The organism is Brevundimonas sp. (assembly GCF_030656255.1).
Taxonomy (GTDB): Bacteria; Pseudomonadota; Alphaproteobacteria; order Caulobacterales; family Caulobacteraceae; genus Brevundimonas.
The window spans coordinates 1-15,087 of record NZ_JAUSOE010000066.1 but is presented as its reverse complement, the minus strand read 5'-3'; the positions used below and the strand labels follow the sequence as shown (position 1 = coordinate 15,087).

Annotated in this window: 16 protein-coding genes; 5 read left to right on the top strand and 11 right to left on the bottom strand. The window is 66.1% G+C overall.

Annotation, left to right across the window (positions count from 1 at the left end):
- Window positions 1-38 precede the first annotated feature (38 nt).
- The 6 genes from sufD to Q7J26_RS07155 are packed head-to-tail and all read right to left on the bottom strand — an operon-like array spanning window position 39 to window position 5,139.
- Window positions 39-1,061: a Fe-S cluster assembly protein SufD gene (gene sufD / locus Q7J26_RS07180; protein WP_304935802.1), complete on the bottom strand. Its 1,023-nt coding sequence runs from the start codon at window positions 1,059-1,061 to the stop codon at window positions 39-41.
- Window positions 1,058-1,819, bottom strand: coding sequence for a Fe-S cluster assembly ATPase SufC (gene sufC / locus Q7J26_RS07175; RefSeq protein WP_304935801.1), 762 nt, complete (start codon window positions 1,817-1,819; stop codon window positions 1,058-1,060). Before sufC ends, sufD begins: the two co-directional genes overlap by 4 nt.
- Before the next feature lie 5 nt (window positions 1,820-1,824).
- Entirely contained in the window at window positions 1,825-2,058 is a 234-nt protein-coding gene (locus Q7J26_RS07170; RefSeq protein ID WP_304935800.1) for a hypothetical protein, read from the bottom strand.
- Window positions 2,055-3,521 (bottom strand): Fe-S cluster assembly protein SufB, encoded by a 1,467-nt coding sequence (sufB, locus tag Q7J26_RS07165; RefSeq protein WP_304935799.1) that lies wholly within the window; start codon window positions 3,519-3,521, stop codon window positions 2,055-2,057. The genes Q7J26_RS07170 and sufB overlap by 4 nt, the downstream gene beginning before the upstream one ends.
- Window positions 3,521-4,660, bottom strand: coding sequence for a cysteine desulfurase family protein (locus Q7J26_RS07160; RefSeq protein WP_304935798.1), 1,140 nt, complete (start codon window positions 4,658-4,660; stop codon window positions 3,521-3,523). Before Q7J26_RS07160 ends, sufB begins: the two co-directional genes overlap by 1 nt.
- A complete protein-coding gene (locus Q7J26_RS07155; protein WP_304935797.1) occupies window positions 4,657-5,139 on the bottom strand; it encodes an Rrf2 family transcriptional regulator in 483 nt (160 codons plus the stop codon). The genes Q7J26_RS07160 and Q7J26_RS07155 overlap by 4 nt, the downstream gene beginning before the upstream one ends.
- A gap of 158 nt (window positions 5,140-5,297) precedes the next feature.
- Between Q7J26_RS07155 and Q7J26_RS07150 the strand changes: the two genes are divergently transcribed.
- Together Q7J26_RS07150 and Q7J26_RS07145 are read left to right on the top strand one after the other, a co-directional pair.
- Window positions 5,298-5,948 carry an alpha/beta hydrolase gene (locus tag Q7J26_RS07150; RefSeq protein ID WP_008262115.1) on the top strand — a complete coding sequence of 217 codons (651 nt, stop codon included), beginning with the start codon at window positions 5,298-5,300 and terminating at the stop codon, window positions 5,946-5,948.
- Between the two features lie 32 nt (window positions 5,949-5,980).
- A complete protein-coding gene (locus Q7J26_RS07145) occupies window positions 5,981-7,255 on the top strand; it encodes an NAD(P)/FAD-dependent oxidoreductase (protein WP_304935796.1) in 1,275 nt (424 codons plus the stop codon).
- Window positions 7,256-7,693: 438 nt separating this feature from the next.
- Here Q7J26_RS07145 and ahpF read toward each other — a convergent pair whose 3' ends face one another.
- From ahpF to Q7J26_RS07120, 5 genes are all read right to left on the bottom strand, one after another.
- The gene (gene ahpF / locus Q7J26_RS07140) at window positions 7,694-9,280 is read right to left on the bottom strand and encodes an alkyl hydroperoxide reductase subunit F (RefSeq protein WP_304935795.1); all 1,587 of its coding nucleotides are present in this window, start codon (window positions 9,278-9,280) and stop codon (window positions 7,694-7,696) included.
- Between the two features lie 128 nt (window positions 9,281-9,408).
- Window positions 9,409-9,972, bottom strand: a complete 564-nt coding sequence (gene ahpC, locus Q7J26_RS07135) for an alkyl hydroperoxide reductase subunit C (protein ID WP_304935794.1) — start codon at window positions 9,970-9,972, stop codon at window positions 9,409-9,411.
- A gap of 117 nt (window positions 9,973-10,089) precedes the next feature.
- Window positions 10,090-10,767 (bottom strand): DUF6624 domain-containing protein, encoded by a 678-nt coding sequence (locus Q7J26_RS07130; protein WP_304935793.1) that lies wholly within the window; start codon window positions 10,765-10,767, stop codon window positions 10,090-10,092.
- 62 nt (window positions 10,768-10,829) lie between these two features.
- Window positions 10,830-12,032 carry a DUF1343 domain-containing protein gene (locus tag Q7J26_RS07125; RefSeq protein ID WP_304935792.1) on the bottom strand — a complete coding sequence of 401 codons (1,203 nt, stop codon included), beginning with the start codon at window positions 12,030-12,032 and terminating at the stop codon, window positions 10,830-10,832.
- Window positions 12,029-12,547 carry a DOMON-like domain-containing protein gene (locus tag Q7J26_RS07120; protein ID WP_304935791.1) on the bottom strand — a complete coding sequence of 173 codons (519 nt, stop codon included), beginning with the start codon at window positions 12,545-12,547 and terminating at the stop codon, window positions 12,029-12,031. Before Q7J26_RS07120 ends, Q7J26_RS07125 begins: the two co-directional genes overlap by 4 nt.
- Window positions 12,548-12,745: 198 nt before the next feature.
- Between Q7J26_RS07120 and tyrS the strand changes: the two genes are divergently transcribed.
- The 3 genes from tyrS to Q7J26_RS07105 form a co-directional block, all read left to right on the top strand.
- Window positions 12,746-13,999 carry a tyrosine--tRNA ligase gene (gene tyrS / locus Q7J26_RS07115; RefSeq protein WP_304935790.1) on the top strand — a complete coding sequence of 418 codons (1,254 nt, stop codon included), beginning with the start codon at window positions 12,746-12,748 and terminating at the stop codon, window positions 13,997-13,999.
- Between the two features lie 127 nt (window positions 14,000-14,126).
- Window positions 14,127-14,594, top strand: coding sequence for a peroxiredoxin (locus tag Q7J26_RS07110; RefSeq protein WP_304935789.1), 468 nt, complete (start codon window positions 14,127-14,129; stop codon window positions 14,592-14,594).
- Window positions 14,595-14,800: 206 nt separating this feature from the next.
- On the top strand, window positions 14,801-15,087 hold a 287-nt coding region (locus Q7J26_RS07105; RefSeq protein ID WP_304935788.1), incomplete at its 3' end, for a DUF5930 domain-containing protein.

Genomic DNA, 15,087 nt, shown 5'->3' with positions numbered 1-15,087 from the left:
GTGGCGCTCTTGCGCCACGACGGAGGGGGCAAGATCAGTCACAACCGAGCCGTCAGCCATTCCCGCGCCACCTCTCTCGCGCCTTCATGTTCGATCCGGTCGATGACCTCGATCAGGAAGGCCTGGGTCAGCAGGGTGCGGGCCTCATCGGCCGGAATCCCCCGTTGCTGCATGTAGAACAGGGCGCTCTCGTCCAGCGTCCCCACCGTATTGCCGTGCGCGCACTGCACGTCGTCGGCATAGATGATCAGTTCCGGCTTGGCGTCGATCTCGGCCCGTTCCGACGCGATCAGGGCGTGGTGGCCCATGCGCGCATCCGTGCCGTCGGCCCCGCGCTCGACCACGATCTTGCCCTGGAAGACGCCGCGCGCCGTGTCGCGGGCCACGCCCTTGATCAGCTGGCTGGTCGCGCCGTCGGCCGCCAGATGGCTGACGCTCGAGGTCAGGTCGGCGTGACGCGAGCCGTTCAGCAGATACAGGCCGTCCATCCGCACCTGGGCGCCCTGGGCGAAATGCTTCACCCGGGTCTCGATCCGCTGCAGTTTCGCGCCGGTCGTCACCACCGTCTGGCGGAACACGCCGCCGGCTTCGACCCGCACATCGGCCTCGGCGATGGAGATGGCGTCCTCGGGCTCCTCGATCAGGACCACCCGCGTCACCTCCGCCCCGTGGGCGACGTCCAGCTCCAGCCGGTTATGAGCCACATAGGCCGAGCCCGCGCCCTCATGCGTCTCCAGCAGCAGCAGCCGGGCGCCGGCTCGCGCCGAGACCCGCGCGCTGGCCGTATGGCCGGTCCCCACGGCGTCGGTGATATAGCGCAGCCTCAGGGTCTGATCGCCCGAGGCGATGAAGTCGGTCACCCCCACGGCGCGGCCGTTGGCGAAGACGATGGCGTCCCCGCCCAGGGCGTAGAACGGCCCCGGCGCGCCCACGGCGGCCGTGCCCGACGGCTGCGGCGCCTCGCGAAGATAGCGCTTCAGATCGCTGTATTTCCACGCCTCCGTCCGCCGCGACGGGAAGGTGGCGGCGTCGGTCAGATCGATCCGCGAGGCCGCGCTCACAACGCCCCCTCCGGGACGGGCGACAGATATTTGTCGTAGCCTTCCGCTTCCAGTTCCAGCGCCAGCTCCGGCCCGCCCGAGGCCACGATCCGCCCGCCGGCCAGCACATGGACCCGGTCCGGTTTGATATAGTCCAGCAGCCGCTGATAGTGGGTGATGACCAGCATGGCCCGGTCCGGGCGACGCAGGGCGTTCACCCCTTCCGACACAATCCGCAGGGCGTCGATGTCCAGGCCCGAATCCGTCTCGTCCAGGATCAGCAGCGACGGCTCCAGCAGGGCCATCTGCAGGATTTCCATCCGCTTCTTCTCGCCGCCCGAGAAGCCGACGTTCAGCGGCCGCTTCAGCATGTCGAAGTCCATCTTCAGCGCCTTGGACGCTTCGCGGACCAGCTTCAGGAAGGCCGGCGCCGCCACCTCCTCCTCGCCGCGCGCGCGCTTCTGCGCATTCAGCGCCGTCCGCACGAAGGTCAAAGCGGGCACGCCGGGGATTTCGATCGGATACTGGAACGACAGGAAGACGCCCTTGGCCGCCCGCTCGGCCGGGTCCAGCGCCAGCAGGTCCTCGCCCGCCCATTCGACCGCGCCTTCGGTCGCCTCATAGCCCGGCCGCCCCGACAGGGCGTAACCCAGCGTCGACTTGCCCGCTCCGTTCGGCCCCATGATGGCGTGCACCTCGCCGGCGGGGACGTCGAGCGTCAGCCCCTTGAGGATCGGCTTGTCGCCGACGGAGACGTGGAGGTTGTTGATGGAAAGCATAGTTCTCACAGGTCCGAACGAGTGGACACAAAGCCGTTGTAAGCGATGATCAAAATGGCCAATGCGCCGAGGACAATCTGGCCGAAGGTCTTCTGCCCATTGAAAAGCAAGGCGAGGCCGGTTGCGCCAAGAGTAAGGAAAATGCCGAGGCCGATAAGACCAAAACGACGCGCCTTCGGTCCCTTGGGGTAAAAGCCGGTTAGCCGACGATTGAAAAAGCGCTGGTGGAAGCTGGTCACCCCACACTCCCCTCAAGGCTGATCGCCACCAGCTTCTGCGCCTCGACGGCGAACTCCATTGGCAGTTTCTGCATCACGTCGCGGACGAATCCGTTGACCAGCAGGGCCACCGCCTCCTCCTGCGACAGCCCCCGCTGCTGCGCATAGAACAGCTGGTCGTCGCTCAGGCGCGTCGTCGTCGCCTCGTGCTCCAGCTGGGCCGAGCCGTTGCGGGCCTCGATGTAGGGGATGGTGTGCGAGCCGCACTCCTTGCCGATCAGCAAGGAATCGCACTGGGTGAAGTTGCGCACCCCCGTCGCCTTCGGATGCACCGAGACCAGACCGCGATAGGTCGAGTCCGACTTGCCCGCCGACACCGCCTTGGCGATGATCCGCGACTTGGTGTTCTTGCCCAGGTGGATCATCTTGGTGCCGGTGTCGGCCTGCTGATGTCCGTTGGTGATGGCGATGGAATAGAACTCGCCCGAGCTGTCGTCGCCCTTCAGGATGCAGGATGGATATTTCCAGGTCACGGCCGAACCGGTCTCGACCTGGGTCCAGGACACCTTCGACCGATCCCCCCGGCAGTCGGCCCGCTTGGTGACGAAGTTGTAGATGCCGCCCTTGCCTTCAGCGTCGCCCGGATACCAATTCTGGACGGTGGAGTACTTCACCTCGGCGTCGTCCAGCGCCACGATCTCGACCACGGCCGCATGCAGCTGGTTCTCGTCGCGCATCGGCGCGGTGCAGCCCTCCAGATAGGAGCAATAGCTGCCCTTGTCGGCGATGATCAGGGTGCGTTCGAACTGGCCCGTCTGGCTCGCATTGATGCGGAAATAGGTCGACAGCTCCATCGGGCAGCGCACGCCCGGCGGGATGTAGACGAACGACCCGTCCGAAAACACCGCGCTGTTCAGGGCCGCGAAATAGTTGTCCGAGACCGGCACCACCGACCCCAGATATTGCCGCACCAGATCCGGATATTCGCGCAAGGCCTCGGAAATCGGCATGAAGATCACGCCGACCTTGGCCAGTTCCTCCTTGAAGGTGGTGACCACCGAGACGCTGTCGAACACGGCGTCCACGGCCACGCGCGGCGCGCCCTGCACCCCCGCCAGCACCTCCTGCTCCTTCAGCGGGATGCCCAGCTTCTTGTAGATTTCCAAGATCTCGGGATCGACCTCGTCCAGCGACTTCGGCCCTTCCTTCTGCTTGGGCGCCGCATAGTAGAACAGCGACTGGTAATCGACCGGCTCATACTTCACCGCCGCCCAGGTCGGTTCCTCCATCGCCAGCCAGCGCTCATAGGCGGCCAGGCGCCATTCCAGCATCCACTCCGGCTCGCCCTTCTTCTCGGAGATGAAGCGCACGATGTCGGCGTTCAGGCCACGCGGCGCGAACTCCTGCTCGATGTCCGAGGTGAAGCCGTGCGCATATTTCTCCAGCGCGGCGACCGCATCGACGGTTTCCTTGACGGCGACCATCAGGCGACCTCTCTCACGCGCGCGGCGGCGCGTGTCTTATGCTTGTCATAGGCGGCGATCCAGGCGTCGGCGAACCGGCTCCAGTCGCCCTCGGTCGTGCCCCAGCCGCCGGAGACGCGCACGCCCCCGGTCGCCAGGCTGTTCAGCCCCATGGCGCTGATCGTCTTGGACGGCTTGACCTTGCCCGACGAACAGGCGGAGCCCGCCGACACCATGACGCCCGCCAGATCCAGCGTGATCAGCTGTTGAGGACTGTCCCAGCCCTCGACCGCCATGAACAGGGTGTTGGGCAGGCGCGCGGCCTGCTCGCCGATGATCGTCGCCCCGGCGGCCTTCACCCGGGCCTGGGCCGCATCACGCCAGCCGACATGCGAGGCCATGGCCTCCAGATCACGCGCAGCGCAGTCTGCGGCCACGCCGAAGCCGGCGATGCCCGGCACATTCTCGGTCCCGGCCCGCAGACCCCGCTCCTGCCCCGATCCGTGCAGAATACGCACGCCCGAGACCCCGTCCTTGAAGACCAGCGCTCCGACGCCCTGCGCCCCGCCCAGCTTGTGCGCCGACAGGGTCAGACTGTCCGCGTCCAGCGCCCGCATATCGACCGGGATCTTGCCCGCCGACTGGATGGCGTCGATGTGCAGCCAGCCGTCGGCCGCACGCACCAAAGCCGCCGCCTCGACGACCGGCTGGATCACACCGCTTTCATTGTTCGCATGGTGTAACGCCACCACCGCCCGGCCCGGCCGCGACAACGCCTGCGCCAGCCAGTCCAGATCGATCACGCCATTCGCATCCACCGGCAGAACCTCGACCGGAACCCCCGCATGGGCCGCCGCCTCGGCGACGCACGGATGCTCGGTAGCCGAGACGATCAGGCGTTCGCACCCGGCCGCCAGCGCGCTGGCGAGGCCCTGCGCATTGGCTTCCGTGCCACCGCTGTTGAACACCACCGCCGTCGGGTCCGCCCCGACCAGTTCGGCGACCTGGGCCCGCGCCGTCTCGACCCGCGCCCGCGCCCGCCGCCCGGCGGCATGGACCGCCGAGGGATTGCCGTTGTCGGCCAGGGCCTTGGCCATGATCTCCAGCACCTCGGGCCGCACCAGGCCCGAGGCGTTGTAGTCCAGATAGATCGCCATCATGCCGCCACCCCCACGGGCTCGGCGGCCTGCAGATTGCGCCGGCGCTGGGCCGTGCGGTTCATCACCACGTCTTCCAGAGACACCCCGGCCAGATAGCGATGGATCTCGTCGCCCAGATCTTCCCACAGATCATGGGTGATGCAACGTTCGCCGGCCAGCATGCAGCCCTTGGGCGTGCCGTGGGCCACACAGCGCGTCGCCCGGATCGGTTCGTCCACCGCCAGCACGATCTCGGCCACCACCGTCTCATGCGCCCCCTTGGCCAGCCGATAACCGCCGCCAGGGCCGCGCACGCTCTTGACCAGGCCGCTCTTGCGCAGACGGGCGAACAACTGCTCCAGATAGCTCAGCGAAATCTCCTGGCGCGCAGCGATCTCGGCCAGCGAAACCGCCCGGATTTCACCGCTTTCGCCGCGCCCGTTCTTCGCCAGATCGGCCATCGCCATTACGGCGTATCGTCCCTTGGTGGACAGACGCATATTCCAGCCTCAAAAATTGCGCGCTTTTCGGGGCTCTTGTGCTAGAACCCGCGCCTTCGCAAAGGCGGCTCGCTTGCGGAGGGACTTAGAAAGTCCCACCTCAGCGGTCAAGTATTACGCACACGCGAAATGACAGTTGAACGGATTCCAGAGCCCCTATGCCTGAAGTCATCCTGCCCGGCGCCTCCGGTCGCATCGAAGGCCGCTATTCCCCGGGCAAGCGCCCGAACGCCCCCATCGCGTTGATTCTGCACCCGCACCCCAAGGCGGGCGGGCATATGAACAACCCGGTGACCGTCACCCTGCACCAGTTGTTCCAGCAGCGCGGCTTCGCCACCCTGCGCTATAATTCGCGCGGCGTGGGCAAGTCGCAGGGCGAGTTCGATTCCGGAATCGGCGAGCTGGCTGACGCCGCCACCGCGCTCGATTGGCTCCAATCCAACAACCCCGGCGCCAGCCAGACCTGGGTCGGCGGCTATCAGTTCGGCGCTTATATCGGCATGCAGCTTCTGATGCGCCGGCCCGAGACGGACGGCTTCATCTCGGTCTCGCCCCCGTCCAACATGTATGATTTCAGCTTCCTGGCCCCCTGCCCGGCCTCGGGCCTGTTCCTGCACGGCACCGCCGACACCGTCGTGCCCCCGGCCGAGGTCGAACGCGTGGTCAACAAGCTACGCACCCAGAAGGGCATCATCATCGACTACGAACTGGAAGAGGGCGCCAGCCACTTCTGGCAGGACCACATCAGCGCCGTCGAACGCCGCGTCGGCGCCTATCTGGACAAGCGTCTGGAAGAAAAGCCGGCCTGAGCCTAGATTTGAGTCTCCCCAAGGAGACCCGGATGCAGCACGACATCGTCATCATCGGCGGCGGCGCCGGCGGGCTTGAGCTGGCCGCCCGTCTGGGCCGCCGGTTCGGCCCGGGCGATGGTCGCCGTCGCGTCCTGCTGATCGACCGCTCCATCTTCCATCTGTGGAAGCCCAGCCTGCACGAGGTCGCCGCCGGTTCTCTGGACAGTCACCAGGAGGGTCTGTCCTATCCGATCCTGGCGCGGCGCAACCATTTCAGCTTCGCCTTCGGCGACCTGATAGGTCTCGATCCGGCGAACAAGACCCTGACCCTGGGGGAAATCCGTGATCAGGACGGGGCCGTTCTGGTCGCGCCGCGCACCCTGACGTTCAAGACTCTGGTCCTGGCGATCGGCAGCGGATCGAACCTGTTCGGCACGCCCGGCGCCGCCGAACACGCCCATCTGCTGGAAAACGTCGCGGACGCAGAGGCCTTCAACAAGCGGCTGACCGCCGCCTTCCTGGCGGCGGCCTATTCCGACGGGCGGACGATGAACATCGCCATCGTCGGAGCGGGCGCAACCGGCGTCGAACTGTCCACCGAACTGATCGAGGGGCACGACGAACTGTCGGCCGGCCTGACCGAGGGTCAGAAGTTCGACCTCGCCGTCACCATTGTCGAGGCGGCGCCCCGCATCCTGGGCGGCCTGCCCGAACGCGTCTCGGCCAAGGCCGCCCACGCCCTCGAGGAAAAGGGCGTTCGCCTGCTGACCGACGCCAAGGTCCAGGCCGTCCACGCCGACCGGCTGGACACCTCCAGGGGTGAAGTCCCCGCCGACCTGATCGTCTGGGCGGCCGGGGTCAAGGCGGCGGACGCCAACCGCGACCTGGGCCTGACCACCGGCCGTATCAATCAGTTCGTGGTGGACGACCACCTGCGCACCTCGGCCCCCGACATCTACGCCATGGGCGACTGCGCCGAGGCGCCGGGGCCAGAGGGACGTCCGGTCCCCGCCCGCGCCCAGGCGGCGGCGCAACAGGCCGCCTATCTGGCCAAGGCCCTGTCAGAGCCGTCGCGCGATCCCGGCCCCTACGTCTATCATGACAAGGGTTCGCTGGTGTCCCTGGGCGGCGACCGGGGCGTCGGCTCCCTGATGGGCAATCTGGGCGGTCCGAACTTCCTGATCGAGGGGCTGATCGCCAAATGGGCCTATATGGCCCTGCACCTGGACCATCACCGCGCCATTCTGGGCGTCCGCCGCACCGCCATCCTGGCCCTGTCGCGCCTGCTGCACCGCCGGGTCTCGGGGCGGCTGAAGCTGCACTGACACCCGCGATTAAGAACTCAGCAGCATGATCGGGCGACATCCGTTTCCGGTCGCCTCCGTCGCTGTCGAGAGCCCAACCCGAGGTGTCCGAGATCGCCGCACCACTTCAGGCCGTTGCCGGCATCCGCTCCCCGTGTATTGTTCGACGCAGGAATGCGGAGGAAGTTTATGCGGCGGATCTCAATCCCGACTGTGCTGCTGGCAATGATGATCCTCGGGGGCTGCACTACCGTACGCGGCGATGAGATCGCCCGCAGCCCCTATGCGCTGCCCTGCGCAGGCCCCACGACGCCAGGTCAATGCCTGGAGGCCGCCCGCGTCTGGAACGAAGGCGATCATCCGCGTCCTAATGCGCCCACGTCGGAAGGCCTGGCGAAGACGCAGGCGGACATTGTGCGACGTGAACGATCGCACCCTCGCTGACCACGCCGGGCGGCCTTAGGCCGCCACCACCTCTTCCTTCGCCGGAACCGTGCGGATCATGTAGTCGAAGGCCGCGAGCCCCGCCTTGGAGCCCTCGCCCATCGCCACGACGATCTGCTTGTAGGGCACGGTCGTCACATCGCCCGCGCCGAAGATGCCCGGCTGAGACGTCTCGCCGCGGTGATCCACCTCGATCTCGCCGCGCGCCGTCAGGCCCACGGCGCCTTTCAGCCATTCGGTGTTCGGCACCAGACCGATCTGAACAAAGATCCCTTCCAGATCGACGTCGTGGTGGGCGTCCGAGTTGCGGTCCTTGTAGGACAGGCCCGTCACCTTCTCGCCGTCGCCATGAACCTGGGTCGTCAGGGCCGAGGTGACGATCCGCACGTTCGGCAGGGTCGCCAGCTTGCGTTGCAGCACCGCATCGGCCCGCAGCTCGCTGTCGTATTCGATCAGGGTCACATGGGCCACGATGCCCGCCAGATCGATGGCCGCCTCGACGCCCGAGTTGCCGCCGCCGATCACCGCCACCCGCTTGCCCTTGAACAGCGGCCCGTCGCAGTGCGGGCAATAGGCCACGCCCTTGTTCTTGTACTGGTCTTCGCCGGGCACATTCATCTGGCGCCAGCGCGCGCCGGTGGCCAGGATCACGGTCCGCGACTTCAACGACGCGCCGTTCTCCAGCACCACCTCGTGCAGCCCGCCCGGAACCTTGGCCGGGACCAGCTTGGCCGCCTTCTGCAGGTTCATCAGGTCCACCTCATATTCGCGGACATGCTGTTCCAGATGGGCGGCCAGTTTCGGCCCCTCGGTATGGGGCACCGAAATGAAGTTCTCGATCGCCATCGTGTCCAGCACCTGGCCGCCGAACCGCTCGGCCGCGATGCCGGTGCGAATGCCCTTGCGCGCTGTATAGATGGCGGCCGCCGCCCCGGCGGGGCCGCCGCCGACCACCAGAACGTCGAACGGGTCCTTGGACTTCAGCCGTTCGGCGGCCCGCGCCTCGGCGCCCGAATCCAGCCGGGCGACGATCTGCTCCAGCTCCATCCGGCCCTGACCGAACAGTTCGCCGTTCAGGAAGACCGTCGGCACGGCCATGATCTTGCGCTCGTCCACCTCGTCCTTGAACAGGCCGCCTTCGATGGCGACGTGTTTGATGCGCGGGTTCAGCACGCTCATCAGGTTCAGGGCCTGCACCACGTCGGGGCAGTTCTGGCACGACAGCGAGAAATAGGTCTCGAACACATAGTCGCCGTCCAGGTCCTTGATCTGCTGGATCACCTCCTGCGCCGCCTTGGACGGATGGCCGCCGACGTGCAGCAGGGCCAGCACCAGCGAGGTGAACTCGTGGCCCAGCGGAATCCCCGCGAACCGCACGCCGATGTCCGTGCCCTTCCTGCGGATCAGGAAGCTGGGCTGGCGTTCGTCGTCATAGTCGCGGCCCATCTCGACCTTGCCGTGCGAGACCGAGACGATCTCCTCCAGCAGGGTCTTCAGCTCGATCGACTTGGGCCCGGCGCCCAGCGAGGCGACCAGTTCGACCGGATGGACGATGTTCTTGAGGTAGCTCTCGAGCTGAGATTTCAGATTGGCGTCCAGCATGGGGCAGTCCTCGAATTCCAGGGGTGACGCGCCGCCTTCGAGCCGATCCCGGCGAGGCCTGCGCGATAGTGTTCGGCCGTCCGGCCGGGTGGGTCCGACCCGAAGGCCGGACCCGGTAGGCGTAGTGCTTAGATCTTGCCGACGAGGTCGAGCGACGGGGCCAGGGTGGCTTCGCCTTCTTCCCACTTGGCCGGGCAGACTTCACCCGGGTGCGAACGCACGTACTGGGCGGCCTTGACCTTGCGCAGCAGCTCGGCGGCGTTGCGGCCGATGCCTTCCGAGGTGGTCTCGGTGAACTGGATCACGCCGTCCGGATCGACCAGGAAGGTCGAGCGGTCGGCCAGGCCCACGCCCGGACGCATGGCGTCGAAGTTGTTCGTCACCTGACCCGAGGGATCGCCTAGCATGGTGTAGGTGATCTTGCCGATGGCCGGCGACGAGTCGTGCCAGGCCTTGTGCGAGAAATGGGTGTCGGTCGACACCGAATAGATCTCGACGCCCAGCTTCTGGAACTCGGCATAATGGTCGGCCAGGTCTTCCAGCTCGGTCGGGCACACGAAGGTGAAGTCGGCCGGATAGAAGAAGAAGATCGCCCACTTGCCCGCCACATCGGCGTCCGTGACCGTCAGGAACTTGCCGTCCTTATAGGCCTCGGCGGTGAAGGGTTTGATGGTCGTGTTGATGAGGGCCATGCAGGGCGTCCATTCAGCAGGAGTTGGGGAGGCCCTCTTCCTACCGCACCGCAACAGATAAGCCCAATCACTTATTTGCAGATGCGTGATAGATTTTGGTTATATATAAACGTGACATTAAGTGCAGGGCGGATAGGTCCGGAAATGCGCTTCGTACTCGGCCATCGTGCCGGGAAAATTCATAGCTCTGCGTCTTTCATCGACGCGCTCGGGATCCTCCAGCTTGTCCACGACCCAGCGCCCATCCTTGCACGTCATCTGCGTGCCATAACGCTGCGGCCGACCCTCATTGATCGCCAAACGGTCATACATCAGGCCATAGCTCTGACCATCGACCTCTCCCTGCGCAACCAGGGGCTCTAGCACCGGAACGAATCGTCGCCAGTTTTCTAAGTCGGAATGCTGAATGATCAGAAAGGCGGCGCCGGCAGCCTGCTCGCCATAGACCGACTTCTTGAACCAGCCCTCAGTTGGGACCATGGTCAGAAGTTCGTCGAGCAAAGCCTTATCTACGGCCCCGATACTTTTCCAGGCCAAGGCCTCAGCGGACTGTCGCTCATCCGCAGGCAAGGTGCTGAAGTCCAGAACCGTAAAGGCGCGCCTCCCGACCTGATCCAAAGCCCCCATACGTTCGAGCCGCTCGCGGTCTGACGTTGGGGGAGGCAAATCGGCCTGTCGCGCCTTCTCGACTGCGATGGCCTCGGCGACCGGTGCAACCAAGGCTCTTGCCTCGGCGCTCACCTCGGTTGGCGCGTGCTGAACCAGCATCGCCGCAGCCAAGATCAATCCAATCATAGCGCCCCTCCACAACTGAAAGAGGAACTGATCGCGCCTTCATGGCGAAGTTTAGGCGCGGCTCAATACAGCAGCCCCCCCCGCCTCGCCTCTTCCCACGCCGCCTCATCAGGCCGCGTCGCCGCGTCCAGATCGCCCGGCGTCGCCGCCGCGTCGTCCACCCATTCCCGCAGGCCCGATCCGCCGTTGATCACGTCGATAGGCAGTTTCCCGAACGCATACTCATACGGAAAATCGCGCCACAGATCGTAGTCGGGATACAGCCGCCGGATCGCCTTGAAGCCCAGAGCTTGCACCCGCCACGGCTTGAAGGCGGCATGGTCATATCCGGGGTGATCGACATGGATCTGCACCCCGCTGCACAACTTTCCGACGTGTTTGTGGAAGGTCGGCTCGAACCACATGTCGCGCAGGACACAGCCGCCCAGCCAGTCCGGCGCCAGAGCGTACATCTCCGCGATCACCGCCCGCGCATCGATGTCCGGCGCCCCGAACAGCTCCAGCGGCCGGGTCGTGCCCCGGCCTTCCGACAGGGTCGCCCCCTCCAGCATCACCGTCCCGGCATAGGCCCTGGCCATGCTCAGGTTCGGCGCATTGGGGCTGGGGTTGACCCAGGCCCGCTCGCCCAGCGGCCAGCCGAAGCCCGGCCCCGCCTCCGGCGCCCAGCCTTGCATCTCCACGACGCGATAATCCACATCCAGCTTGAACTGGTCGATGAACCACAGGCCCAGTTCGCCCATCGTCATCCCGTGCCGCATCGGCATCGGCCCCGCCCCGACGAAGCTCTCCCAGCCGGGCTTCAGCGTCTGCCCCTCGACCGGCCGCCCCGCCGGATTGGGCCGGTCCAGCACCCACACCGACTTGCCGTGTTTCGCCGCCGCCTCGAGTACGTAAAGCAGCGTGGTCACATAGGTGTAGATGCGGCAGCCCAGGTCCTGCAGGTCGATCAGGATGACGTCGAACGTCTCCATCCACTCGTCCCTGGGCCGGCGCACCTCGCCGTACAGGCTGAAGACGGGGAAGCCGTGCACCGGATCGCGATAATCCGGGCTCTCCATCATATTGTCCTGAAGATCGCCCTTCATCCCGTGCTGCGGCCCGAAGGCGGCGGTCAGTTCGATCTCGGGACAGGCGGCCAGGGCGTCCACCGCATGACCCAGATCCTTCGTCACCGAGGCCGGATGCGCCAGTAGCGCCACACGCCGCCCCTTCAGCTGCGCCTTCAGTGCGTCGTCGGACAGCAGGCGGTCGAGACCGAAATTCATGTCAGTTCCAGCGCGAAAGAGTCGGGATGATGGAAGTCCGGCTTATCCGATGGATGCGCCAAGGCCCAATAGGCGATCGCCCCATCCAGCCCCCCGTCCAGCCTCTCGACCACCGCCGTCAGCCCGACCGCGTCCGTCGCATCCTCCGGCAGCTCGACATCGACCGTCAGCACGAACCGCCCGGGCGCCATCCGCGTCACGATGAAGGGCGGCGCGATCTCCAGCGCCCGCATCCCCTCGCGATAGCCGTCGAACCGATAGGCCGCCCAGGCCCCCGACGGCGACAGATTATATTCGACATAGCCGTCCGCCGTCCGCACGAAGGCCTCGAAACAGGTCGTCCGCCACAGTTCGTCGGTCCTCGCCCGCGCCGCCGCCTGCGGCCAGCGCACCCTCTCGACCGGCCCGGCCAGGACATATTCCAGGCTCAACACCCGCCCCGCCCGTCGCGCCTCGACCTCCAGCGTCATCCCGGCGGGGGAACAGGTCGGGTGTGGGATCAATGGCAGGCGCATCCGCCCTTCGTAGCGGAGGCTTGACGCCGGTCAACGCTGCGCCTTATCCAGAACCCATGTTCGCCGCCCGCGCCATCGCCGGCCTGTATTACCGCCCGCTGTAAGCGAGCGGCCCGCGAACACGCGCCGCCTTCGCTGGCGACGCGCTCTTCGGAAATGGAAGACGACCGCCGGCATCCCTGCTAACGGAGCCCCGCCATGACCGAACACGCCTTCAAATCCGACTTCCTCCGCACCCTCCAGGCGCGCGGCTACATCCACCAGATCACCCATCCCGTAGAGCTCGACGAGGCGGCCGCCTCGGGCGTGGTGCCGGGCTACATCGGCTTCGACGCCACCGCCCCGTCTCTGCACGTCGGCAGCCTGATCCAGATCATGATGCTGCGTCGGCTCCAGCAGGCCGGCGGCAAGCCCATCGTCCTGATGGGCGGCGGCACCACCAAGGTCGGCGACCCGACCGGCAAGGACACGTCGCGTCCCCAGCTGACCGAAGAGACGATTCAGTCGAACATCGACTCGATCCAGACGGTCTTCGCCAAATTCCTGACCTTCGGCGACGGCCCGACCGACGCAGTCATGGTCAATAACGACGACTGGCTGTCGGGCTACGGCTACATCCAGTTCCTGCGCGACTTCGGCACACATTTCACCGTCAACCGCATGCTGAGCTTCGACTCGGTCAAGCTGCGCCTTGAGCGCGAGCAGCCGATGACCTTCCTCGAGTTCAACTACATGCTGATGCAGTCGGTGGACTTCCTGGAACTGAACCGGAGTCACAAGGTCACCCTGCAGATGGGCGGATCGGACCAGTGGGGCAACATCACCTCGGGCGTCGATCTGGTGCGTCGGGTGGATCAGAAGGCCGCCTTCGGCCTGACCACGCCGCTGTTGACCACGGCCTCGGGCGGCAAGATGGGCAAGACGGCGCAAGGGGCCGTCTGGCTGAACGCCGAACAGCTGAGCCCCTATGACTACTGGCAATTCTGGCGCAACGCCGAGGACGCCGACGTAGGCCGTTTCATGCGCCTGTTCACAGATCTGACCCTGGAGCAGATCGCGGACTACGAGGCCCTGGAAGGCGCGGCCATCAACGACGCCAAGAAGGCCCTCGCCGACGCGGCGACCACCCTGCTGCACGGCGCCGAGGAGGCCGCCAAGGCCCGCGCCGCCGCCGAGAGCAACTTCGAAAAGGGTCAGGTCTCCGCCGACCTGCCGACCGTCGAACTGCCGGCGAGCGAGGTCTACGGCGCCATGATCGCCGCCGTTGTGACCAAGGCCGGCCTGACCGCCTCGAACGGCGAGGCCCGCCGCCTGGCCCAGGGCGGGGGTCTTCGCCTGAACGACGTCGCCGTATCCGACGGCGCCCAGCTGCTGAGCGAGGCCGACCTCAAGGACGGCGTCGTCAAACTGGCGGCCGGCAAGAAGAAGATCGTGCTGGTGAAACCCATCTAACCTCCGTCACCCTCGGACTTGATCCGAGGGCCGGGCTTTCCGCCGCTCGTGCGAACGGGCGGCGCGCGACACGACCATCATCCGATCCTCGGGTCGAGCCCGAGGATGACGGCAGGGAAAACAGACCATGTCAGCCACCGAAGGCCAGCCCGCCCCCGCTCTCGACCTGCCGACCGACAACGGCGGCCGGGTCTCCCTCGCCGCCCTCAACGGCAAGCCCGCCGTCGTCTATTTCTATCCCAAGGACGACACGACCGGCTGCACCCGCGAGGCCCAGGACTTCACCGCCCTGGCCCCCGACTTCGCCGCCCTGGGCGTGCCCGTCATCGGCGTGTCCAAGGACACGGTGAAGAAGCACGACAAGTTCAAAGCCAAATACGACCTCTCCGTCGTCCTGGCCTCGGACGAGGACGGCGCTGCCTGCGAGGCCTGGGGCGTCTGGGTCGAGAAGAAGCTCTACGGCCGCGAATATATGGGAATCGAGCGCGCCACCTTCCTGATCGACGCCCACGGCCGAGTCGCCCGCGCCTGGCGCAACGTCAAGGTCGCCGACCACGCCGCCGCCGTTCTGGAGGCCGCCCGTTCATTGGGTTGAATTCTGATTCGGAGTTTCGCCAAATGCGCGAATCTCAATCAACAATCGTGTGATCAGGCCTTAAAACTTCATCAATCGTGGTTAACACGGCATGAACAGTCTTGCCCGTGTCATCGTTGCGCCGGATAAACCTCACCTCGACGTGGGGGCGTTGCTTAATGACCGTGCAAGAACAATCGCCGGAATCATCCTGGTTCGAACGTTTTTTGCCCGTTCGCTACCTTTACCTGCGCAGCCGTGACGACATCCGGGCCTATGCCCTGACCGCGCAGAGACAAGTGGTTTTGGGCGCCGTCGCCGTGGCGGTCGTCCTCTGGTCGCTGGTCGCCTCCGGCGCCTTCCTGTTCGATCTGATCGCCCAGCACCGCTCCGACGCCGAGGTCATCCGTGCTCGCGCCGCTTCCGAACGCCTGAACGCCGACCTCCAGGCCCGGCTGGAAAGCGCGGTGGTCCGCATGTCCGCCGCCAACGGCTCGTTGGAACAGACCGCCGC